Raw genomic sequence first — 473 nt, 5'->3', positions numbered from 1 at the left:
AGTTGGGGACTCTAATGAGACTGCCGGTGACAAACCGGAGGAAGGTGGGGATGACGTCAAATCATCATGCCCCTTATGACCTGGGCTACACACGTGCTACAATGGATGGTACAGCGAGCAGCGACCCCGCGAGGGCAAGCGAATCTCTCAAAGCCATTCTCAGTTCGGATCGTTCTCTGCAACTCGAGAGCGTGAAGCCGGAATCGCTAGTAATCGTGGATCAGCACGCCACGGTGAATACGTTCCCGGGTCTTGTACACACCGCCCGTCACACCACGAGAGTTTGTAACACCCGAAGCCGGTGGCCTAACCTTTATGGAGGGAGCCGTCGAAGGTGGGATAGATGATTGGGGTGAAGTCGTAACAAGGTAGCCGTATCGGAAGGTGCGGCTGGATCACCTCCTTTCTAAGGAGTACTGGAACCTTTTACAGCATGAAGTGTTTTATCTTTGTTCAGTTTTGAGTGAGTTTTC

General features: G+C 52.6%; 1 rRNA gene. It reads left to right on the top strand.

Going from position 1 to position 473, the window contains the following annotated elements:
* Positions 1–406, top strand: a 16S ribosomal RNA gene (locus ACEN31_RS11650); the annotation flags it as partial.
* Positions 407–473: the final 67 nt, after the last annotated feature.

It is taken from the genome of Ruoffia sp. FAM 26255 (assembly GCF_045528525.1).
Taxonomy (GTDB): domain Bacteria; phylum Bacillota; class Bacilli; order Lactobacillales; family Aerococcaceae; genus Ruoffia; species Ruoffia tabacinasalis.
Note: the sequence above shows the minus strand (reverse complement) of the source record. Positions and strands in the feature narration are given on the sequence as shown.